At 51.9% G+C, this 2,916-nt stretch carries 3 protein-coding genes; all 3 read right to left on the bottom strand.

Translation table 11 applies throughout. The annotated features are described in order from the left end of the window. Positions 1–245: 245 nt before the first annotated feature. On the bottom strand, positions 246–1,220 hold the full coding sequence (locus tag WM40_RS26155) for a ParB/RepB/Spo0J family partition protein (protein ID WP_046154506.1): 975 nt from the start codon (positions 1,218–1,220) through the stop codon (positions 246–248). Between the two features lie 2 nt (positions 1,221–1,222). Then, positions 1,223–2,410 (bottom strand): ParA family protein, encoded by a 1,188-nt coding sequence (locus WM40_RS26150; protein ID WP_046154505.1) that lies wholly within the window; start codon positions 2,408–2,410, stop codon positions 1,223–1,225. 276 nt (positions 2,411–2,686) lie between these two features. Further along, positions 2,687–2,916, bottom strand: a 230-nt coding sequence (locus WM40_RS31905) for a hypothetical protein (RefSeq protein WP_236693715.1), incomplete at its 5' end; no start/stop codon positions are given.

Below are 2,916 nucleotides of genomic sequence, written 5' to 3'. Positions count from 1 at the left end.
GCGCTACACTTCGAGATGTTGAAGGTCTCTTTGCCGATTGGCGTCGGTGAAGTGCAGGGCAAGCGACAGCAAGCCCGGATTTACCAGAAAGCCCCCGGATTCCAGTCCGGGGGCTTTCGTCTTTAAAGTTTAGTCAACACATCAGACTTTCCTTTTCATCTTAGTAAGTCACTGTATTTCCTGAGGTTCCCATTGGGAACGTCGTCTCTTCGCGTCGTTGCCGTTGCGAAAACTATCAGCCAATCTCACTGTCGGCGTTCGTTAAGCTTCGCTTCAATGAACGACTGAATCTCCTTAGCCCAACCTTCCGCATCTTCTGTCGCGTCACTAATTCGAACGCCAATGTTTCCGTTGCGCGCGCTAATCTCACAAAACTTCTTCTTCCCGACACGAACAACTAACGGGGCTAACACGCTGGTCTGCGTCTTCGGTTTCGACGTTACGGCTTTGACCGCGCTATCCTGGGTGAATGTCGAATCCGAAATCAACCTAGCTATAGCCGCCGTAACTTCATCCGCTTTGCCTTCGCTTGTAGCTATTGCGAGCTTCGATGCTGCATGACTACCTAACCGCTCAGGGCGCTCAGCAAGTAACGCTTTTGCGGCTTCTGGTAGACCATCGAACGCGAAAATCCGGCTGATATGCGACTTGGATAGTCCTGCCGTTTCGGCAATATCTTGTCGAGTTAATTCGGTCCCCTCTTGAAGCTTCTTGAAGTTCCAATACTTTTCGAAATCCGACAGGGATGGCGAGAGCAAGTTTGCAAAGAAAGCTACACGCTCGACCAACGCTGGGTCGAGCTGAACAATAAGAGCGTCAATTTCCTCCCGACCATTGCGACGGTAAATGTCTACACGATTGTTTCCCGTGACGATGTCCCAGTCACCATCAGGTCGTGCTTCGACAGTGACAGGATTTGCCAACGGATACGCCAGCAAGTTTGCTTCCAATTCGGAAAACTCTTCGTCAGAGAGCTTCCTTCGCCGTCCCGGGACTTCATGCAATCGAGCGACAGGCAACTTTGAAGAGTGTCCATTTTTAAGTGCCGACCTTAGTTGCTCGATCTCCTGCTTCTGGCTTATGACAGTCGCTTGCAGATGCATCATCTGGCCTGGCGCCGTCTTAGGGGCGCTCGCAGGCGTAGTTTTTGCCGCGTCTATATCGGCTTGTGTCAACTGGATATTCTTAGCCTTCGCTGCTTGATCTTTAATCCACGACATCGTTAGTCTCCCGCTGCCCAGAGCGCGCTAATTTTGTCGTCAACTCGATCGACAAGGTTGTCAACAGGCATACGGATCCGACGCAAGGTTTCTCCGCCACCATCCGAATTCGACATGTCATATATAGTCGAGAATCGCATGTTCGTATTCTTCGCCAGATCAGTCTCCGGAATTTCAACCGGAATTACTCGCGACCCATAGATCTGAGTTATCCATGCCAGAAGCGCTTGCGCCGCAGGTTTGGGCGTGGACCGAGTCACGAGCACATCAACGAAATCGAACTCTTTCGACCGGTTATCGCCGAATGCCTTCATTCCATTAATCAAGTCGGCAAACAAGTGCCAAAACTGAACCATCGAGGCAAATGACAGCATGTCGGGTACAACGGGTACGATGACGCCATCCGCAGCGAACACCGCGTTGATCGTCAAATAACTCAACGTCGGAGCGGTATCGATGATGATGTAGTCGTAGACCTCTTTAAGAGGCGCAAGACCTTCATGTAGCACTTGCTCGAAGCGCGCTCCTGGGTCCGTACTGGATGCGCGAGCTGGCAGCATGAACTCGGCATTAAAAAGTTCCGTCGACGACGGGATAAGATCTAAATTCGGCCAGTAAGTCTGCGCCGGGAGCGACGACATATCGAATGAGCGTCCCTCAGCAAACGCCTCGATCAATGGCATGATGGTTTGCGAGGAATCGACTTCTGCGTGCGGATTGATGCCGTACAATGTCGAGGCGCTGCCTTGCGGATCTAAGTCAATATGCAGAACACGACGACCACGTCGCATACTTAGTCCTTGCGCCAGTAGGGTAGACGTTGTTGTCTTGGTCACTCCGCCTTTAAAGTTGGCCACTGACAGAACCTTGCCTAGGCCGCGACGAGGAGTAGGCTTTAATTCAGCCTTCACCCATTCGATTGCTTCAGCAACTGAAAATGTTCGCGGTGCGCCAGGTCGGGTCTGCGTGCCTAGAGGCAGTACACCCTTTTTGGCCTCATATGCCATCCGCTGCTTGTCAATGCCGCACATTTCTTGAACGCGAGCAGAGTTCAGCGTCGGAGCGAGCTTTCTAGGGTGTGGCTCAAGCATATCGTTTCTGATGCGTTGCAGCATCACATCGGATAAATTGGCTAGCGCCATCAAGTCTTCAGCAGTCGTTTTCCCAGGTGCCCTGACTTTCGCGTTCATATGTGTTATCACCAGTCCCTAAGATTGGACCGAAATCGTATGTATAGACTGATTCGGTCGAATTTCGAAACACAATAGCGATGGGTGACAGTAAACGCAAGTTAACTTTGAAAAACTGTGGCGGGTTAAAGTCGCCTGTCAAGTAAAGTCGCCATGAATGAGGTGTGAAGCCGGACGGATGTACGCTGAACAGACAAAGAGAAACAGCCAATTTGGATCGGCAGCAGGAAAAAAGATTTGATGGTTCTGATAATTTGCGTCCCCAATGGGTCAGGTTTAAGCGCAAATCAACAACTTATGGCTTGGGTGCGCGCCACAGAGGAAGGTGTAGTGACAACCGGGCACGCCTGTGGGTCCGTGATGAAGTGTTTCTTTTCCACGGCCGCTGAGGTGATCGGCGATGGCAGCGCTGCCGTTGCCGAGCCGCTGCGACGTGCCAGCCCCCTTCGGATGAGGCCCACCCACCCAGTACTGCGGGAATTTCGGCGGTTCGAGCTTACACGCCT

The organism is Robbsia andropogonis, assembly GCF_000970345.1.
GTDB classification, from domain to species: Bacteria; Pseudomonadota; Gammaproteobacteria; order Burkholderiales; family Burkholderiaceae; genus Robbsia; species Robbsia andropogonis.
This window is presented reverse-complemented; position numbering and strand designations above follow the sequence as displayed.